The sequence below is a fragment of the Pseudomonas sp. MS646 genome (assembly GCF_036693845.1).
In the GTDB taxonomy this organism is placed as follows: Bacteria; Pseudomonadota; Gammaproteobacteria; order Pseudomonadales; family Pseudomonadaceae; genus Aquipseudomonas; species Aquipseudomonas chlororaphis_E.
This window is the reverse complement of the sequence record NZ_CP144763.1, coordinates 3709208-3727350: the sequence shown is the minus strand read 5'-3', so window position 1 is coordinate 3727350 and position 18143 is coordinate 3709208. Positions and strand designations below refer to the sequence as shown.

Sequence of the window (18143 nt, the reverse complement as noted above, 5' to 3'; positions counted from 1 at the left end):
TTAGCTGGTCATACCAGTGGGAGGCTGAATGGACGACACCCGGAGCCGTCACGCGCTTCAAGTGGCCGATGTGGTGTGCGAGCGCATCGAGCGCTTGATCGTGGACGGCGTGCTCAAGACGGGGCAGTTGCTGCCATCGGAGCGTCGCCTGACAGAAAAACTCGGTGTTTCGCGCACCGCGCTGCGTGAGGGCCTGAAGCTGTTGCGCGCCCGCGGGATCATCGAGACCGCGCAGGGCAAGGGCTCATTCGTCGCCGACCTGTCGGGCAACAGCGTCGCGTCGCCGCTGATGCACCTGTTCAGCTCACAACCACGCACGCTGTACGACCTGTTCGAGGTCCGCAGCCTGCTCGAAGGCGAATCCGCCCGCCTGGCCGCCTTGCGTGGCACGGAGGCCGATTTTGTCCTGATCACCCGCAGTTACGAGGCACTGCTCGATGCCCATGCGCGTTCACTGGAGCCCTCTGAACACGCCCGGCTCGACCACGCGTTTCACCTGGCGATCTGCGAGGCGTCGCACAATCCGGTGTTGGTGCAGACCTTGCGTTCGTTGACGGACCTGCTGCTCAGCACGGTGTTCGCCTCGGTCAACAACCTCTACCACCGCGAGCCGCAGAAACGGCAGATCGATCGCCAGCACGCAAGGCTCTACAACGCGGTCACCGGGCGGCTTCCCGAGCAGGCGCGTAAAGCCGCCGTCGCGCATATCCAGAGCATCTGCGACAACCTCAGGGAAATCGAAAGCGAAGAGCAACGCCTGGTCCGTGCCACGTTGCGACTTGAGGGATGGACATGAGTGCACACCCGTTCATTCGGGCGTTGGTGCCGAAGGTGAGATGTCCGGCTCGACCGCGAGCCGTGCGATCAAACTACGGCTGATGACCTGAACGTCAGTTAGCCAACTGCCGCCTGATCAACCCAGCCGCGCGGCGACCGCCTGATTCACCGCTTCATCCCAGGCGGGCGTTTCAGGGAACAACTCAAGCACAAAGGCGATGAACGCTTTTACGTTGGGGCTCCCACGTCGGCTTTCCGGCCACAGGGCGGTGATGGAAAAGCGCTCCACGGTGAACTGGGGCAGGATCGGAACCAGTTCACCCCGGCGAACATAAGGCGCGGCCACGTAGTGCGGCGTGATGCCGATGCCGCCTCCGGCAGCCATGATGGCGGCTACCGCGTCGCTGACATCCACGGTGAATGCGGCGTCGGGGCTCCACTCCAGCATTTTGTCGCCGGCCTGGTAGGGCCAGCGCAAAGGCTGCCCGGTACTCTGGTAGCGGAAATTCACGCACTCGTGTTGCGCCAGTTGCTCGACGGTGGTCGGCGTGCCATTGCGGTGCAGGTAGTGGGGTGAGGCAAACGCACCGATTCGATGGGGCCCCAGGGGCCGCGATACCAGGCGCGAGTCGCTGGGGTTGCCGACGCGAATGGCCACGTCGATCCCTTGCTCGATGATGTCGCAATACGGGTCGCCAAGCCGCAGGTCGATGGCCAGGTTGGGGTATTGCTCACGGAACCTGGGCAACGCCGGCGCCAGGATGTTCACGCCGATGGGGAGCGGGGCGGTGACTGTCAGCACACCTGAAGGCTCGGCGCGGGAGGCGACCGCGGCCTGGTCGATCTCTTCGACCTCTCGCAGGATTCGCAACGCCCGCTCGTACAGGTCCCGCCCTTCGGGTGTGAGGGTCAGGGAGCGCGTGGTGCGGGTGAAGAGCATCAAGCCGAAATGCTCCTCAAGCCGCTGCACGCTCTTGCTCACGGCCGAGGGGGATACCGAGAGCGCCCGGGCCGCAGCGGTGTAGCTGCCCAGCGAAGCGGCGCGCGCGAATGCGATGAGGCCGGTCAGCCGGTCCAGTCCAATATGTGCCTTCATGGCACTAGTAAAGCGACTTGCGCCCCAATTATCAATCTACGTTCACGATCTAATGCTCCCTCCATCGAACGCCATCCAGGCGTTCCATTGGAGACTCCCATGACGCTCACCCCAGCACTTGCATCCAATCTTCTCGGCCGCACCGTGGTCATCTTCGGCGGTACATCGGGCATCGGCCTGGCCGCCGCGATACAGGCCAAGGCTGCCGGCGCCAAGGTTGTGGTCATCGGCTCGAATGCGGCCCGTGCCGAGCAGGCGGCGCAGGCACATGGCCTGGATGGATGGCGCGCAGCCGATGTGACCCACCGTGAGGCGCTGGAAGCGGCGCTGGCGGATATCGCAGTGGTGGATCACCTGGTGCTGCTCGCCGGTACGTTCGTCACTGGAAGCATCATGAGCGCTGACGTCGAACATTTGCGCCGGGCGTTCGATGAGCGTATCTGGGCGTCCATCAACGCTATCCGTGCCCTGGGTGACAGGCTTTCCAAGGCGGGATCGATCACCTTCATCTCGGGCGCACTCGCCGATCGGCCTAATGCCCATGGCACTGCCGTCATCGGCGCGGCCTCGGCCGCCATGGAGTCGCTGGCGCGGGGCCTGGCCCTGGAGTTGGCGCCGATTCGCGTCAACACGCTGTCGCCCGGTCCGATCGATACACCGATTTTCAGCAAGGCATTGGGCGAAGGTCGTGACGCTTACGTGGCGTCCCTGGAGCAGGCGCTGCCGCTTAAGCGCATTGGCACGTCGGCGGAAGCCGGCGAGGCGGTGGTGTTCCTGATGGGCAACACGTTCATGAACGGTGCCGTGCTCAACGTCGATGGCGGTGCTCGACTGGTCTGACCCTGGTCCCTGCGTTCGAGAAGCTGTCATCCTGACAGCTCACCACCACGGAATGATTGTCCCGTGTCGGCGCGTCAGTCACACGCGTAATCGGGTTGCCGGGATTGTGCGGATGACTCGCTGACTTTCAGGAACAGGCTGACTTCGGCCTTTATCCAGTTGGCGAAAATGTTGATCTTCCAATCGTCTGCCTGTTCCAGCGTGCTGATCAGGTAGTAAGCCATTTCGGTATGGGTTGACGCCGCAAAGACCGGTACCACATGCCCGGCCTTGATCGCCGGCCGGGCATAGACGTCGCTGACCAGGGCCAGCCCCTGGCCCGCGATGGCCGCGTCAATCAACAGTTGCTCATCGGTGAAGCTGCTACCGCGCCGCGAGCGGCTGTCTTCGATGCCGTGGGCCTTGAGCCAGAGCTTCCAGTTCGAGCGGCTGGCGTCCTGAAGTAGCGGGTAGTGCAGGCAATCGGCCGGTTGTTCTATTCGTCGGCCTGTCTTGAGCAACGCCGGGTTGCCGATGGGCAGGGTCTTGGGTGTCCACAGTTTTTCGCTGTGATGGCCCGGATGCACGCCCTGGCCATGACGAATGGCCACGTCGATGCCATCGCGGCGTAAATCCGCCGGGTAATGGGAGGTCGACAAGTTGATTTCGATGTCGGGCCAACGTTGTTGAAACCGGGTGAGTCGCGGGATCAGCCAGGCGCTGGCAAAGGACAGGGTGGTATTGACTGACAGTCGGGCGGAACGGGTTCTGAAAGATTCGAAGTCTTCCCAGACAGCTTCGATATTGTTGAAAGACACGGCGAGTTGATCCATCAAGTTTCTTCCGGCACTGGTCAGGCTAATCTCTCGGTGAGAGCGTTCAAACAGCTTGACGGACATTCGGTCTTCGAGGCTTTTTATTTGTTGACTGATAGCGCCTGGGGTAACGCAGAGTATGTCAGCTGTTTTTTTCATACTGTTGTGTTTGCAAACCTCGACAAATATATGGAGCGATGATAATGGCATTGATCGGCTCATCGTTCAGTCCTTGTTTTAATTTAGCCGGGGCGTGTTCCGTGCTGCTAATCAGAAGTACCGTTATGTCGAGGCATGACTTCTCCCTCCACCTTCCAAGAGGGGTGAGCGGGGCGATAAGGTATGACTCGAAAAGGAACGTCCGTGGGGTCAGGAAGTGTTGAATGAAGTCAGCATTGAGAGTCCCTTTCTAATGGCGTGTCGTTGCTCTGTTGTGGTGCGCCGGGTCCCCCGGTAGCGGTTGTTAGATATCTGGCGCCAAAGTCTGGTGGGCCTGGATGAGAGTGGCGAAGTTTCCGTACGCTAATCTCAAAGGAAGGCCTGTTGCAAGCGTGTTAAAAACCTCTATGTTTTGCGATAGAGGAAACTGAATATTTAAAATATTTCACTGAAGCGGTGGTTGAAATGGTTGACGGCATTGCTCAGGCTCTTGTCAAGTGCCGCTGAAATGCGTGAAGGGGCATTGGAAGGTACGTAGTGATTGTAATAACTGGAACCTTCCAGGACCGGCCCGAATATATAAATCCGCTCACGCAAATGCGCGTGCACGAATTCCGGGTGGTGGGCGGACGAAAAGTCGCCATAAGCCAGCGGAGAATAGCTCGACGGTTGCTCGGTTATGGCACTGAGCAGGGTGTGCAGCTCACGCTGGGTGGCTTGGGTACTGAGGTTGGCTTTTATCAGGTGCTCGAACTTAAACTGCTGGTAGTCGGGCTTTTCCAGCGTGACAGTGAGTGTCTGTGTATCGGGATTGTAATGCTCGGCCGCTGCATAGCCTGGGAGCAGCTCGACCACCCCACTTTGTATCAAGGCAATCAATTCTGCATGCCGTTCTTTTTGTGGGCCGGCCACCAGCCGATTGATCAGCGGGCAATACCGCGTGAAAAAGGCCTGGTGGGACGCCGGGGTCAGGCCCCGATGATCGATGGCGTGGCATAACTGATTGCGCAGGTCGCGCCAGATTTCCAGTGACTTCTTCAGCGGGCTGCGCCGGCAGCCCAAGGCACTGGCGTGCACGTCCTCCTGGAGCTGGCTGACGAACCACTGCGGGTACGTGTCGGCCGTCAGGTGGGGAGGTGGCGTGCAGGTCAGGATGTCCTGGGGCGTGTAGGGCCCGTATTCGCTGGCCAGGCGATCAAAGGTGGCCGATAGGGTTCCAGTGGCCTGGGCCGTTTGCACCTGCTCCCAGACCTGTTGGTAACGTTCCTGGTAGCGATACGCGTTGCGCTCGTCCTGACCGGCGCAGGCGCAGTAGTACGCGGCCGTCATCTCCTGGTAGAGCAACGGGAGCAGGTCTTTCTCGAAATCGAGTCTTCGTCCCGGGGCCTGGTCTCTGAGCCGGTCGATCGCCGCGTGCGTCAGCAGCAGCGGCTGATAGCGGATGACCGCATCGTCCACCTCCGGCCTGGCGCGGTAGGGCATGCCGGAGTTGCTGTACAGGCTGATGCGCGGTTCCTGGCCGGAGGGTCGGTAGCTCAGGCCGCCGGCGGTGTGCTCGAAGACCCCGCCACGGCCCGTGGTCAACGCCGCCACCACGTCCATGGCGGTCAACCCGACACCCTGGACCGCCACGCTCGAATCGCTGGCGATGTCTTCCAGGCTCGCCGGAAGCGGGTAGGGCCGGATAAAGGGGGCGGCGTGGGTCCCGCTCGGCAGCACCCCGTGCCCGGTGCACAGCAGCAAGGTGTCGTAGGCACCGCTCACGATGGGCGATGCGAGCAGCCTGAAGCGTCCGTCCGGCTCTTCTTCGACGCCGCGGATCAGGCGGCACGACGTCTCCAGGCGCACGTTGATGGGAATGTGCTCCAGCAGCCGGGTGAAGTACCACTGCAGGTACAGGCCCAGGTACCGGCGGGGCAGGAAGGCGAAGCGATCCTGTTCGCCACTGATGGCCTCCGGGTGCAGGTGGGCGACCCACTCATAGAGCGAGGGCCGGAAGGTGTGCCGGGGGAACAGGGTAAAGTCGTCGTCCTCGAACATGGAGAGCTGGCCGGCCACCGTGTTGAGGCGCAGGTAGTCCGCCTGGTCGCAGCGATGCACCCCCTGGCCCGGAGCCTGGGCGTCGAAGGCGTGGACGATCACGGACATGTTGGGGTGACGCTTGGCCATGGAAAAGGTCTTGGCCAGGGCCAGCAGGCCGGTGGCACCCATTCCGATGATTGCAATGCGCATGGTTTCAACTCCAGCGGAGGGTGGATTCAAAAAAATCGGTCACCGGCACGCTTTGCTGTTGCGCCTGTGCGATGTCGAAGATTTTCTTGCCCAGTGCCACGTCGAGCACGCCCAGGCCAAACGGGGAAAAGATCATTGGCCGGGACGGGTCGGGGTTGCGCTCGCCGAGCACCAGTTGTGCGAGGGTGCCGTGGATGAAGTCGCGATGGCCGACCTGTTGTTCCGTCAGGTGCAGCGAGGTGTTGGCCTTGAGGCAGTGTTCGATGTCATCGGTCACGTTGAACGCACCGAGGATCTGGCTGGGCGCCAGGTCGCGCAGGGAGATGTTGAGCAGCACGGTCCCGGCCTTGAAGGCATAGCGCTCGTCGATATAGGGCTGCGCGGCATTCGTGGCGAGTACCACGACGTCGTTTTCCAGCGCCTGCTCAAGCGTGTCGAGCACGCGGCAGTTGAACCCCAGCGCGAGGGCGTGGGCCCTGAAGGCCTGGGCGGAATCGGCGTCGGTGTCGTGGATCAGCACTTCGCCGATGGCCCAGCGCGAGACGCGAAATTGCTCCAGGATCGTGCGGGAAATGACCCCGGCACCGACGAATGATAACCGCGGGATCTCGCTGCGTTGGCCCAGCAGGCAATGGGTGGCCAAGACCGCCGAGGCGGCCGTGCGCACGGCGCTGATGATCGACGCTTCCAGCAATGCGATGGGATAGCCGGTGGCGAGGTCATTGAGAATCAGCGTGGCCGACGCTCGCTGTAGGTTGTGCCGTGTGTTGCCGGGAAAACTCGCGATCCATTTGATCCCGGCGACCTTGTCCGCACCGTCCATGCAGGCGGCGGGCAGGGCGATGATCCGGTCTGCCGGGCTGTCCTTGAACCGCAGGAAATAGCTGTCCGGGTTCTCGGTAGCGCCGCGATGATGCTGCAGGTAGGTCTCCCGTACCGTGTCCTGGGCCAGGTCGGGAAACTGCCTGAGGACTTCGCGAACGGTGCTGCCTTTCACGACATGCAAGGGGGGTGTGGTCGAGTGCGTGGCGTCATGCATGGGCGTATTCCTTATCGCTGGCAAGGATGTCGGGACGGATGCGGTTGAAGTCGTAGTCCGGGAAGCGGGCGCGCACCCAGTCGTCGTTGTAGATCGTGTCCAGGTAGCGCTCGCCGGCATCCGGGGAGATGGCCACGACGGTGGCGTCGGGATGGATGCGGTCCTTCCAGGCCATGACGCCGGCCAGGACGGTGCCTGTGGAGCCGCCGAACAGCAGGCCGTTTTCCCTGGCCATGTAGCGGCACATTCGGATGGTGTCGACCTCCTTGATGCTCTCCATGGCGTACAGGTCGTCGGCGCGGAACAGCGGTGGCATCTGGCTGGACCCCAGGCCGGGGATGTGGCGTTTCCCCGCCGGCCCACCAAATGTCACCGAGCCCAGGCTGTCCACCGCGACGATCTTGGTGTAGGGGCTGTACTTCTTGAAAAAGTCGATGCACCCCATCAGCGTGCCGGTGGTTCCGGTGCCCACGAACAGGTAATTGACCCGGGTGAAGCTGTTGAAGATCGAGCTGGCGGTGGTGCGGGCGTGGGTCTGCGGATTGGCCGGGTTCGAGTACTGGTTGAGCCAGAGGCAGTTCGGGTCGGCGGCGATTGTCTGCCGGACGTAGGCGATGCGGGTGCCCAGGTAGCCGCCGTTGGAGTCCTTGGTGTCCACCTGAACGATCCGCGTGCCCAGGGCCATCATCAACTTCAGGTTGGACTGGGAAATGTTCGGGTCGCACACGCAGACGAACCGGTACTTGCGCTCGGCGCAGATCATGCTCAAGGCCACGCCCAGGTTGCCGGAGGACGATTCGATCAGCGTGGTATTGCGGTTGATCAGCCCCTGTTGTTCCAGGCTCAAGACCAGCCCCAGGGCCGTCTTCATCTTGATCGAGCCGGCGGCGTTGAAGTAGTCGAGTTTCAAGGCGCAACGGATACCCAGGCCCTTGATGGTCAGGAATACGTTGTCAAACACGATATCGGAGGAAGCGTTATACATGTCGACACCTTCGGGCGTTCAGAACAGGGAATGGGTCAGGATGCCGGCGCGCATCGCCAGCAGGGAAAAGGACTGGCCCTCGCCGATGCCGTGGGAGCGTTCGGAAAGGCCATTGACGAAAATCGCGGGCTGGAACGACGCAGTGGTCGTCAGCTTGTAGTTCTGTTCCACCCGCACGCCGTTGTCGCTGCCCAGGCTCAGCCAGGGTTGCAGTTGGGACAGGAGCGAAGGGATGTAGTCTTGCTGGTAGCCTGTCCCCAGGATGACGTAGTCGGCGTCAAGGCTGCTGTGTTCCTGGGTGTAGGGGTCGCACAGGTCCAGGGTGACTCCGGCTTCGGTGGGCGAAGCCGATTCGACCTGGGTGAAGATTTTCAACGCCAGCCGTGGCTTGTTGCTGACCAGGCCTTCGTAGAACAGTGAGTACAACGCCTGGCTTTCGTCGACATCGATGCCCGAGTAGTTGGTGGACTTGACCTCTTCGAGGATCATCGCTTTTTCGGCCTGGCCCAGCTTGTGGAAGTACGCCACCCGCTCGGGATGAAAGGCCTGGTTCGGGAACTGTCCCAGTTGGGCGATCTTGAACCCGCTGCTGCGGTGGATCGAGGTGACCTGGGCGTTCGGGAAACGGTTCAACAAGTCGACGATGGATTCGCCTGCGCTCTGCCCGGAACCGATCACGGCAAAGGACCAGGCGCCCTGGCGGTCAAGGTGCCCCAGGCTGCTGAGATAGCGCGAGGTGTGGATGATCCGGGCGCTGTCGAGCTGGGCAAACTGCCGGGGGATGTTGGGGGTGCTGCCACTGGAGAGCACCAGGTTGCGCGTCAGGTACTGGCCCTTGGAAGTCATGACCCGCAGCAGCGTGATCTCGCCGTCTTCCATGACCGGCCGAATCTCCCGGACCTCTTCCTCATAATGCACGTGCGCGGCAAACGCCTGGCCGACCCAGGACACGTAGTCGGACCACTCGTTGCGACTGGCGGGGCGACCCAGGAGGCCGAACTGATAGAGCCGGCCGTGCTCCTTCAGGTACATGGCGAACGAGTGCCGGCTTTGTGGGTTGCGCGGGGTCACCAGATCGCGCAACAGGTGGTGATTGATGTCAGTGCCATCGAGCAGGAATTCCGGGTGCCAGGCGCAGTTGGAATGTTTTTCCAGGAACAGGCATTGACCCGTTTCCAGTGGCCGATGGGGGGCTTCTTCGAGCGCGCACGCCAGGGCAATGCCAGCGGGGCCGAAGCCGATATTGATCATTTCGTAGTAGTCGGGAGTTCCCTGCATGAGGCACCTGTGATCAAGCAAAAGTGAATGGGACGAAACGTTGATTGCGGACTTTCCAGAGGGCGGCTCGGGTAAAGCGGTTCTCGCCGTCACGAAATTGCACATCGCCCATGACGGTGGCGAAGGTGGTGGTGTGCAGGGCGTCGAGCATCGGCCCGCCATGCCTCAGGGCGCTGGCGATCTGCAAGGCCGCCAGGCTTTCCTGGTAATAGGTTTCGCTGGCGGACAGCCCGACGCCGGCGGTTGCCAGGCCAACGATGCCGAGGCTGTCCAGGGCATCGGTCTGCTCGATGAACCAACTGGAGAGTGCGTCGTCGGTGAGGTAGATCGGCCGGTCGCGCAGCCGCTCCGGCAGCGCGTTGACGTAGCGGATGCTGTTGTTCAGGCGTCCGCAATAGACCACCGCGTCGGCGCGCTCGGGCGACGTGGTGAGGCGCAGGGTGGTGCGCTCGAGAAGGGCCGTGAGGCTGCGCGCCAGGGACTCACCGTGCGCGGTCGAGTCGTGCGTGAGCAGCACGCTGGCGCTCTCGCCATGGGTGAGCAACTGCCTGGCCAGCAGCGTCATCAGGTCGTTATCCGATGGGCACAGGCGAAAGGCGTGGGTGAGCGTGCCAACCAGGTCCTGCTTGGTCGCTGCCGGGAGCAGCACGGGGATGCCCGCGGCTTCGTAGAGGGGAAGGGCGCCGGCCGCCGCGTCCGACGAGAAATGCCCGACCACCACGTCGGCTCCCCGGCTGATCAGTCGCCGGGCCGCGCGACGCCCGCCTTCGGGGCTGGCGTCGTCATCTTCGAAGATGAACGTCAACCCGGTGGTGTCGTGGGTGTTGATGAAGTGGTTGATGGCCGCGAGGAAGGTGCGTGCGTGCACTGTCCTGGCGCTCTCGAAAATGGCCGATATACCGATGCAAAAGGGCATGGCTGTCCCTCCCTGGACGTGGATTCAATGTGTGCGACGAGGGGGTGTTAACGTGATCGGGCGATCTGGTCGTAGAGGCGCGATGCGATCGGGTAGGCGTACTTGTAGCCCACCCCATTGAGGCCGGTCGCCAGCCAGATACGCGAGCCTGGGTACTGCGCGCCCAGCCGGGGCAAGCCGTCGGCGGTGTACAGGTCGGTTGCCAGGTCCATCGACAGCAACGAGTACTCATCGGTCTCGCCCAGCAGACCCCGCAGCCGCTGTCGACAGTCTTCGACCATGAGGCGCAAGTGCCTGCGGTCGCCTTCGATTTCCTCCAGGCTCGGCCTGATGGCCGTGGTGCTTTGCAGCAGCGTGTCGGACAGCGGCAGCGCATAGGTGCCCGCGACGAAGTCGATGCACGGCAGCGTGGGAACCGACGGGCCGCGGAACTTGAAGTACGGGAGGGTGCGCACCTGGCTGTCGTCGATGAGGCTCAGCGCCGGGCTACCGGCGCCGGCCGCGTTGATCACCCAGCGTGCCCGGTAAAGGGTTTCCTGGCTGTGGATTTCGACGTGGGTGTTGCGCTCCATCAGGCGCTGGACATCGCAGCGCTCGATCAGGCAACCGCGCTGGCGCAACGCCGTTCTCAGGCCGTTCATGGTCGAGTGCACATCGCTGACCGCGGCGGTGGCCTCGTGGTAGTACGCGCCGCTGTCGGTGACGGGGCGGCCCACGAGCACTTGTGCCTCGTGGGCCGAGAGCCGCCGCAACGGCGCGTCGCTGGAGGGTGGCGGGCCGTCGGCGGGCAGGCGATAAAGCGCGCCGGTGACCGTTTCGTGGCGGCGCAGAATGGCCTCCACTTCGGTTTCGCCGGGCTTGAGCCCGACGACCTGGGCCATCCGCGCCAACGCCGGGTTCGGCTCGAACGCCCGGCAAATGCCGCCGGTGTGGGCGGTCGCGCCGGCATAGCCGCAGCGGGTCCGCTCCACCAGCAAGGTGTCGATGCCGCGCTCCGACAACAGGGCGGCGGTCGTCAACCCGATGATTCCGCCACCGATGACGGCCACTTCGAAGTCGCTGTTCATGGCAGGCGTCCTAGATGGAGTAATCGAGGAAGTTGGCGTTCATCAGGTTATCCAGGACCAACGCCTCGTTGATCGAACAGCGCTTCTGGATCTGCCGGGACAAGGTCGGCGTGATCGGGGCGCAGATACACGACGCCAGCGCCACCAGGTAGTACAGCGGTTGCTCCGCTTGCAGGCGTTCGTACGCCATCTCGTAGAGCTCCACCGCCAGCGCGGCCAGGTTCCGGCTGGAGAAACTGTCGGCGCTGGTGACCGCGGACCAGCGGTTGTACACCTCGCACAACAGCTTGTGTTCATTGCGTTGCATGCCGTCGAGCCAGAAGTGCGGCGACTCTTGCGTGGCCGCGACGGTGAGCGTCTCCAGTGTGTTTTGGTAGAACGTCTGGTGCCATTCGACGAATTGGGTTTCGACGAAGTCGCTCTCTTGCTCCTCGGGCGCCAGCAAGGCCATGTACAGCCTGACCGAATCGGTGTCGTAGTCGCTGACCAGGTCGCGGATCCAGATGGCGTGGTTACGGCTGGTGGAGAGGTTCAGGCCGTTGAGCTTGAGGAACATGTTGGTGTAGAGGCGCTGTTTTTTCTTCGCGTACGGGCTGCCGGCCAACAGGATCGGGTAGGCGATCCCGTGGCTGTAGAGGCAGTCATAACCCAGGAAACCCACCAGCGTCGTGTCGTCGCTGCGCCAGAAACTGTCGAACAGCTCCGGGGTTTGCTGGTTGACCGTGAAGTGTTCCCGGGTCGCCGCGATGTACCCGGCCATGCCCATGAACCAGGTGTGCACCTTGCCCAGGTGCGGCTGGCCGATGTCCAGGCCCGCATCGCCATGGCGGGTGATTTGCCAATCCTCGGGCGTGGGGGCCAGTTCACGCTCCACGAAGGCCCGCGAGTTGAGGCGCACGGCACTGTCGCCCAGCCAGGCGCGCAGCTTGTGCACATTCTTGCCGATGTTCAGGTAGGCATGGTCCTTTTCCACCCACTCGTGTTCGCCACCACAGAGCTTGCAGCGGAAGTTCTTCATGTACAGGTAGTTCGGCGCGCAGGCACATTCTTCGCACTGGCTGGCGTCGGAGTCCTGGCCGCAGCTGCTGCACTGGCCGCGACCGAAGGCTTCATAGCCCCAGACGTTGCAGGCCCGGCAGAAGGGCGCCAGCACGGTTTTCTGGTAGATGTTGCGATCGTTGACGCCCTGGTGATAAAGCTCCAGCACGGCGTCGCGAAAGCAGGTGTTGTCCAGGGACCTCATCCAGTGATCGACTTCGATACCGGCCATTTTCAGGCTGAGGTTGATCTTGCGGGTGTTCTCTTCGCCGATCTGCGCCGGCTCGCGCCCTTGCTCGCGGCCCCGGCGCAACATGTAGGACTGGTAGTCGTCGGAGTAGGACACCAGCACGCAGTCGTGGCCTTTCTGGCGCTGGGTCCGGGTGAAGATATCGGCACTCAGGAAGGGGCCGGCCAGGTGCCCGATATGCAGGTCGCCGTTGGGGGTTGGCGGTGTGATAGTGACGATGAATTTAGACATTCTCGGTCTCCAGGTGAGCGATATCGGCCTTCATGTAGTCACCGGCGATGAACTTGTCCCACCAGATCACGTAGAAGTGAAAGTCTTCGTCACTGTCGTTGATGACGTAGTGGTTGGTGTGCTTGGGGATGGCGGCGATATCACCGGTCTCGAACAGGTAATGCGTATCGCCGATGACCAGCCGGCCCTGGCCCTTGAGGGCGATGAAGATTTCCTGGTCGATTTGCACGTGGGGTTCGCTGCGGGTGTGTGGCCTGACCACGCACCATCCGGCGGCGAACGGCATGGGATAACCGTCCCAAGGCAACAGGCGCTTTCCGTCCAGGTCGTACTCATGCACCAAGGCGGACCAATCCATTTTCCTGAAAATTTCAAAACCCATCGGCTTAACCCTGCGAGTGGAGATGTCACTCGATGGTGTTTGCCGGGGGAATAATTGACAACGCAGATTTATTCAACGCTGGGTTAAGGAGGGCTAAATCCAAGCGGCGGGAGACCAGGCAGCACGCTGCCTGGCCAGGGGGGAAGGGTCAAGGGGAAAGGGTCAGAACACGGTTTTCTTGAAAGGGCGGCCGGAGACCCCTTGGTAGAACGACAGGATGGCGAGCGCCTGCACCACGACAGCGGCGGTCACGACGGCGATGATCGCCTGGTCCGGTTGGCTGAAGGCGGCGCGCACCAGGCCGAAGGACGCCGGGGCGAAGGCGTAGGTGGCCTGGCTGATGGCGACCATCAGCGCGATGACCCGCGCGGTTTGTTCGCGACTGAACTCGGTCTGCGCGATCAGTGGCGGCAGGGAGGTGGCGTTGCCGATGCCCGAGCCGATCAGCACCACCGCCATCCAGGCCACGCTCGGGTGCAGGTCCAGGCCCAGGAGCATCAGGGTGCCGAGCATCTGGATGACGTAACCCAGGCAAGCCAGCAGCCTGCGGTTCATGCCCTGGGTCATCAGGCGCGCGGCGATGTAGCGCCCGCCCATGGCACTGGCGGTGGCCAGGCCCATGGCGAAGGAGGCGTCGTGGGCCCCCATGCGTCCCACCAGGATCGAGTACAGGTGCGCGATCAGGCCGATCTGGGCGAACAGTCCCAGGGACATGCCGGCGGCCAGGGTACGAAAATTGGCCGCCTTCAAGGTCTGCGCGGCGGTCCATGGCGTGGCACTGGAACCGGGCGTCACCGGTTCCGGCTGGTCGGCATTGTCGGGATGCTGTCCGAGGCTTTGCGGGCTCTTGTTGAAGACCAGCAAGGCGAAGGCGCCGATCAGCAGCACGGCAGCGAGGCTGATCACCAGCGCCGCGGTGGCGAAGCCAAATCGCTCGATCAGCAAGACCCACAGCGGCGAAAAGATCACGCCGCCCATGCTGGCGCCGTTATAGGCCTTGCCCAAGGCCTTGGGCCGCTCCTTGACGTACCACGGAGCGATCAGGGTGTTGACGGCCGCGGCGCCCAAGGTCACCCAGCCGATGCCCGAGCACACCGCCCCGGCATACAGCACCCAGAGCTGGTTGGCCTGGGCCCAGATATTCACGCCGATGCCCAGGACAATGCAGCCCAGCAGGGTGATGGCGGGAATGCCGAAGCGCGCGTAAAGCCTGGGCAGGTTGGCGATCACGACGGTGCCGCTGAGAAAGTGCAGGGTGACGGCCATCGACACCTGGGCGATGGGCCAGCCCGTGCGCTCCATCACCGCCTGCATGTAGATCGGCGGCCCATAGAAGCCGATCCCCCAGCCGATGATCGCCAGGATGAACGTGCAGGTCAGTACGGTCTTTCCAAAAAAACGGGTGTGTGTCATCGCCATCTCCTCCATGTGGGCTCAAAGATTATGCTCCTGGCGGCGTGCTCACTTCGAGGCGCATCGAACAATGGATGTCGCCCTGGCTTTAGTTTTTTTCACGCCTGGGTTTAACGCAAATCGGTTTTCATCAAAGGGACGGCGGTCATCATAGGCGATGGAGGACGACATCATGATGCTGACTGAAAGCCAACGGCAAGACCTTGAGAGCAGGCTGATCGCACTGAGGCGCAGCTTGCACCGCATTCCCGAGACAGCCTACCAGGAGGTGCGCACCAGCGACCTGATCTGTGAGCGCCTGGAGACACTGGGCATCCCGTTCCTGCGGGGGATGGCCGGGACCGGCGTGGTGGGCTTTATCACCAAGGGCCAGGGCGGGCCTTGCATCGCGCTGCGGGCCGACATGGATGCCTTGCCCATCACCGAACACAATCGCTTCGAGCATGTGTCGCAGCACGCCGGCTGTATGCATGCCTGCGGCCACGATGGGCACATGGCGATGTTGCTGGGCGGCGCCGAATTGATTAGCCGCCACATGGATTTCAACGGCACGGTGTGCCTGGTATTCCAGCCGGCCGAGGAAGGCCATGCCGGCGCCAGGGCCATGCTCGACGACGGGCTGCTCGAGCGCTTCTCGATCCAGGCCATGGCCGGTCTGCACAATTGGCCCTCATTGCCTGCCAACTGTTTCGCCACACGACCCGGCGCCATGATGGCGTCGAGCAACAAGTTCGAGATCTGCCTCGAAGGCCGTGGCGGTCACGCGGCGCAACCGCATACCGCCACGAACCCGATCATCGCCGCCGCGCAGCTGTGCCTCGGGTTGCAGACCCTGGTGGCCGGAGAGGTCAAGGCCAGCGACAGCGCCGTGTTGACGGTGACCCAATTGCAGGCGGGCAATGGCTTCAATGTCATCCCCGATCAGGTGTCCATCCGCGGCACCGTACGGGCCTTCGACAGCCACACGGTGGACCGCCTGGCCGGGGCGATCGAGCGTCTGAGTGAAGGCATCGGCGCGGCGTTCGGGTGCCAGTCCAGGGTGGATTTTCGTCGCAGTTACCCGGCGCTGGTCAACAATCCGTTCATGGTAGGGTTGGCGGTGGACGCGGCCCGCCAGGTTTTCGCCCCGGGGCAGATCAGCGCCCTGGCCGAGCCCACCATGGCGGCCGAGGATTTTGCTTTTTTCAGCGAGCGCATACCGAGTGTTTTCGCCTTTATCGGGTCGGCCAGCCACGCGGACGAACCGCCCTTGCACTCGGCTCACTACGATTTCAATGACGCGATCCTGTATTCGGGCGCGGCCTGGTTCGCCGGGTTCGCGCGGACCTGTTTCGCAGCCTTGAGTGCGACCAACGACCTGGGAGGTCAATGCGATGTTTCTGCTGAACGATGATGGATTTGCGGGGGCCGCGGAGCAGGACACCCGCGCGGGCGCATTGATGTGGGAGGCCCTGCGGGTGCAGGCGATGACGGCGGTGTTGCAGCATCCCGGGCTTGGCTGCCTGGTCGGCGAGCCGGTGCTTGAGTGCACGGGCCTGGGCGCGGGCATGGCCACGCGCATTGCGCACCTGCTGGTGCCGCACGATGCCCGGGAGCGTGGCTGGATGCTTGCCATGCTCCTTGAGCTCAGTCCCCGCCGGGACCTGGAAGACTGCATGGCGGCTGACCTGGAGGCGGTAGTTGAGCGCGACCCGGCGTTCCAGAACGAGCTGGAGGTGTTTCTGTTTGCCAAGGGCTATGCGGCGTTGCAGACCTATCGTTTCGCGCACCTGTTACTGCAGCAGGGCCGCCGGATGGAGGCCTTGTACCTGCAAGCCCGCTGCAACGTGGTCCTGGGGATCGACATCAACCCGGCGTGCCGGATCGGTCGGGGTGTGCTGCTGGACCATGGCACCGGCATCGTCATTGGCGAGACGGCGGTCGTGGAAGACCACGTGTCCATCCTGCAAGGCGTCACGTTGGGGGGCACCGGCAAGGACAGTGGCGACCGTCACCCCAAGGTCAGGACCGGCGTGATGATCGGGGCCGGGGCGAAGATCCTCGGCAATATCGAGATTGGCGCCGGCTCCAAGGTCGGGGCCAACAGCGTGGTGCTCAAGGCGGTGCCACCCAGGACCACGGTGGTGGGTGTGCCGGCCGCCGGGGTTGGGCAACCCAGGCATGAACGGCCCGCCCAGGAAATGGATCAATCGGTTAGCTAGTGGCCTGTGTGGCTAATTCGTTTACTCAACTTCGGCGCCAGGACTTGCCAGGCTGCGTTGCCATTCCTTGCCGTAGCGGGGCTACGACTCGTCATGGCGCCTTGCCTGGCAAGCCCTGGCACTCGAATTTGAGTACTCGAATTAACCGTACAGGCCACTAGGCGCCAGGCGCCGAAAAAAAGGCGAGAAGAAGGTCTTCTCGCCGATGCGGCTGGCTCGGGCTCAAGGGGCGATGCGACGGGGATCGAACTCGTCCTTGACCAGGCCGAAGGTTTCATAACCCGGCTGTTGTGAGAGGCAGGCGTAGGGACTTTGCCAGCCGTCCAGGTTGGCGATCCGGCCCAGCCAGGCGATCACGGTCTCGGGCAGCTCGACTTGGGCCTGGTTGCTCCAGAACAGGTAGCTCGCCAGGGAGAAGTCGGCGATCGACAGTTCGTCGTCGAGGATGTAGCGACGACCGTCGCGCAGTTCCTTGTCGAGTCGGCCGACGTCTTCCTTGAAGCGGCTGGCCAGCCACTGCACGGCGCCCGGCGGGTAGTCGTCCGGGAAGTAATTGCGGGCCAGGCGCAAATGCGGCAGCGACAGCCCGATCTTGTTCGCTTCCCACAGCAGCCATTCCTTGCACGTAACGGTGCCCCGTCGCCCGCTGCCACCGAACAGCCCCAGGGCATCGGCAAGTTCGATGAGGATGGCATTGGATTGCACGTAGTGCGCACCGTCGAGGGTCAGCAGCGGCACCTCGCCAAAACGCGCCAGGCTCAACGTCCTGAAGGGTTCGGGGCGCGCATCCCGATCGACGAGAATGTCCACTTGTCGGTAGGTGTAGTCCACCTTGGCCACGTCCAGCATCAACTTGACCTTGTAGCTGTGTCCGGACTCCGGGTGGCCGTACAGGGTGATCGACGTCATGGTGTTTGCTCCTTGCGGGTGTGGGTCATCCAGTGGACGTCGATCCAGCCGATGGGCGTGTCGATCGCCTCGGGCCAGAGGCCGATGTCCTTGAAACCGGCTTTTCGATAGCAATTGATCGCCAGGAGGTTCTCCTTCTTGACCCCGAGGTCGACCCGGGCGACGTTGAACCGCTCGTAGGCCAGGGCCAGAGCCTGGCGCAGGATGGCCTGGCCGTGCCCCTTGCCGCGGGCGTCGGGGTCGCCGATGAGGATGCGCGCAAAGCGCAGCGACAGGTGCGGCCAGATGTCCGAGAACTCGATGTGGCCGATCAGCTTTTCATCCGGGTCGAGCACCCCGAACAGGCTGCGCCATGGGTAGCGTTCGCCGGCTTTGTCCAGGTAGCGCTGCAACTGCTCCTTGTCCAAGGGGTAAGTGAAGGTCGCGCCGGCCCAGAGCGACAGGGTCTCCGGGCCATCGATCCAGGACATGACCGTGTCGAAGTCGCTGGCCTGGAAGGGTCTGAGGGTAACGTTCATGGTGATGCCTCCGTTGCC

At 62.9% G+C, this 18143-nt stretch carries 17 protein-coding genes; 4 read left to right on the top strand and 13 right to left on the bottom strand.

The genetic code is table 11. The annotated features are described in order from the left end of the window. Positions 1–28: 28 nt before the first annotated feature. Entirely contained in the window at positions 29–796 is a 768-nt protein-coding gene (gene glcC / locus V3H56_RS16280) for a transcriptional regulator GlcC (protein ID WP_123578909.1), read from the top strand. Positions 797–913: 117 nt separating this feature from the next. Here glcC and V3H56_RS16275 read toward each other — a convergent pair whose 3' ends face one another. Beyond that, positions 914–1873: a LysR family transcriptional regulator gene (locus tag V3H56_RS16275; protein ID WP_042728683.1), complete on the bottom strand. Its 960-nt coding sequence runs from the start codon at positions 1871–1873 to the stop codon at positions 914–916. Positions 1874–1972: 99 nt separating this feature from the next. On the opposite strand from V3H56_RS16275, the gene V3H56_RS16270 reads away from it, so the two are divergent. Next, positions 1973–2713, top strand: coding sequence for an SDR family oxidoreductase (locus V3H56_RS16270; protein WP_047738940.1), 741 nt, complete (start codon positions 1973–1975; stop codon positions 2711–2713). A 74-nt stretch (positions 2714–2787) separates the two neighbouring features. Here the strand turns inward: V3H56_RS16270 and V3H56_RS16265 are convergent, their stop codons facing one another. The 10 genes from V3H56_RS16265 to V3H56_RS16220 form a co-directional block, all read right to left on the bottom strand. Then, a complete protein-coding gene (locus tag V3H56_RS16265) occupies positions 2788–3525 on the bottom strand; it encodes a LysR substrate-binding domain-containing protein (protein ID WP_234407904.1) in 738 nt (245 codons plus the stop codon). Between the two features lie 576 nt (positions 3526–4101). Beyond that, entirely contained in the window at positions 4102–5898 is a 1797-nt protein-coding gene (locus tag V3H56_RS16260; RefSeq protein ID WP_338473613.1) for an FAD/NAD(P)-binding protein, read from the bottom strand. Positions 5899–5902: 4 nt separating this feature from the next. Continuing rightward, complete coding sequence (gene sbnB, locus V3H56_RS16255) at positions 5903–6937, bottom strand: 2,3-diaminopropionate biosynthesis protein SbnB (protein ID WP_053007411.1); 1035 nt, start codon at positions 6935–6937, stop codon at positions 5903–5905. Next, a complete protein-coding gene (gene sbnA / locus V3H56_RS16250; protein WP_338473612.1) occupies positions 6930–7922 on the bottom strand; it encodes a 2,3-diaminopropionate biosynthesis protein SbnA in 993 nt (330 codons plus the stop codon). The genes sbnB and sbnA overlap by 8 nt, the downstream gene beginning before the upstream one ends. 18 nt (positions 7923–7940) lie before the next feature. After that, positions 7941–9200 carry a SidA/IucD/PvdA family monooxygenase gene (locus V3H56_RS16245; RefSeq protein ID WP_338473611.1) on the bottom strand — a complete coding sequence of 420 codons (1260 nt, stop codon included), beginning with the start codon at positions 9198–9200 and terminating at the stop codon, positions 7941–7943. 13 nt (positions 9201–9213) lie between these two features. Continuing rightward, the gene (locus V3H56_RS16240) at positions 9214–10116 is read right to left on the bottom strand and encodes an ABC transporter substrate-binding protein (RefSeq protein ID WP_123578912.1); all 903 of its coding nucleotides are present in this window, start codon (positions 10114–10116) and stop codon (positions 9214–9216) included. Between the two features lie 47 nt (positions 10117–10163). Then, positions 10164–11183 (bottom strand): FAD-dependent oxidoreductase, encoded by a 1020-nt coding sequence (locus V3H56_RS16235; protein WP_212802704.1) that lies wholly within the window; start codon positions 11181–11183, stop codon positions 10164–10166. A gap of 10 nt (positions 11184–11193) precedes the next feature. Next, positions 11194–12702: a methionine--tRNA ligase gene (locus V3H56_RS16230; RefSeq protein ID WP_047738937.1), complete on the bottom strand. Its 1509-nt coding sequence runs from the start codon at positions 12700–12702 to the stop codon at positions 11194–11196. Beyond that, the gene (locus tag V3H56_RS16225) at positions 12695–13084 is read right to left on the bottom strand and encodes a cupin domain-containing protein (protein WP_042728691.1); all 390 of its coding nucleotides are present in this window, start codon (positions 13082–13084) and stop codon (positions 12695–12697) included. The genes V3H56_RS16230 and V3H56_RS16225 overlap by 8 nt, the downstream gene beginning before the upstream one ends. Before the next feature lie 162 nt (positions 13085–13246). Next, positions 13247–14497 carry an MFS transporter gene (locus V3H56_RS16220; protein ID WP_123578991.1) on the bottom strand — a complete coding sequence of 417 codons (1251 nt, stop codon included), beginning with the start codon at positions 14495–14497 and terminating at the stop codon, positions 13247–13249. Positions 14498–14669: 172 nt separating this feature from the next. Here V3H56_RS16220 and V3H56_RS16215 point away from each other — a divergent pair, with 172 nt between their 5' ends. Together V3H56_RS16215 and cysE are read left to right on the top strand one after the other, a co-directional pair. Then, positions 14670–15890 carry an amidohydrolase gene (locus V3H56_RS16215; RefSeq protein ID WP_338473610.1) on the top strand — a complete coding sequence of 407 codons (1221 nt, stop codon included), beginning with the start codon at positions 14670–14672 and terminating at the stop codon, positions 15888–15890. Beyond that, positions 15871–16698, top strand: coding sequence for a serine O-acetyltransferase (gene cysE / locus V3H56_RS16210; RefSeq protein ID WP_042730346.1), 828 nt, complete (start codon positions 15871–15873; stop codon positions 16696–16698). Before V3H56_RS16215 ends, cysE begins: the two co-directional genes overlap by 20 nt. Before the next feature lie 222 nt (positions 16699–16920). Here cysE and V3H56_RS16205 read toward each other — a convergent pair whose 3' ends face one another. Then, complete coding sequence (locus V3H56_RS16205) at positions 16921–17607, bottom strand: glutathione S-transferase family protein (protein ID WP_080922084.1); 687 nt, start codon at positions 17605–17607, stop codon at positions 16921–16923. Continuing rightward, positions 17604–18125: a GNAT family protein gene (locus V3H56_RS16200; protein WP_042730347.1), complete on the bottom strand. Its 522-nt coding sequence runs from the start codon at positions 18123–18125 to the stop codon at positions 17604–17606. The genes V3H56_RS16205 and V3H56_RS16200 overlap by 4 nt, the downstream gene beginning before the upstream one ends. Positions 18126–18143: the final 18 nt, after the last annotated feature.